This is a genomic window from Pseudoalteromonas sp. GW168-MNA-CIBAN-0100 (genome assembly GCF_040309225.1).
GTDB classification, from domain to species: domain Bacteria; phylum Pseudomonadota; class Gammaproteobacteria; order Enterobacterales; family Alteromonadaceae; genus Pseudoalteromonas; species Pseudoalteromonas arctica.
Genome location: NZ_JBEOOL010000494.1, coordinates 1 through 278, shown reverse-complemented (window position 1 = coordinate 278; position 278 = coordinate 1). Strand labels below are relative to the sequence as shown.

The following is a 278-nucleotide window of genomic DNA, read 5'->3' as shown; positions in this document are numbered from 1 at the left end:
GCTCTGGGCAGTTTGATGTGTTAGCACAAATAGATAACGCCACTTATCAGTTTGATCCCGACTGGCCTGCAGTTACTAACGCCAGCGCCCAGTTACATTTTGCCAACGAGCGCATGGATATTTATAGCCAGCAAGGCAAGTTAGTAAATTTAGCTGTGGGTAGTAGTGTACGCGTTAGCATTAGCGATTTAATGCATGCCGATGAGCTAGTAGTTAAAATAGATAAGCAAGCCGAGCTTGAAAAAATGCACGACTTTTTTGCGGCCACGCCACTTGCC

1 protein-coding gene is annotated in these 278 nt (G+C 45.7%); it reads left to right on the top strand.

What is annotated here, in order from left to right; all coding sequences use genetic code 11:
• Positions 1 to 278: YhdP family protein (locus tag AAEY62_RS22120; RefSeq protein ID WP_350636551.1), on the top strand; the 278-nt coding region annotated here is incomplete at both ends.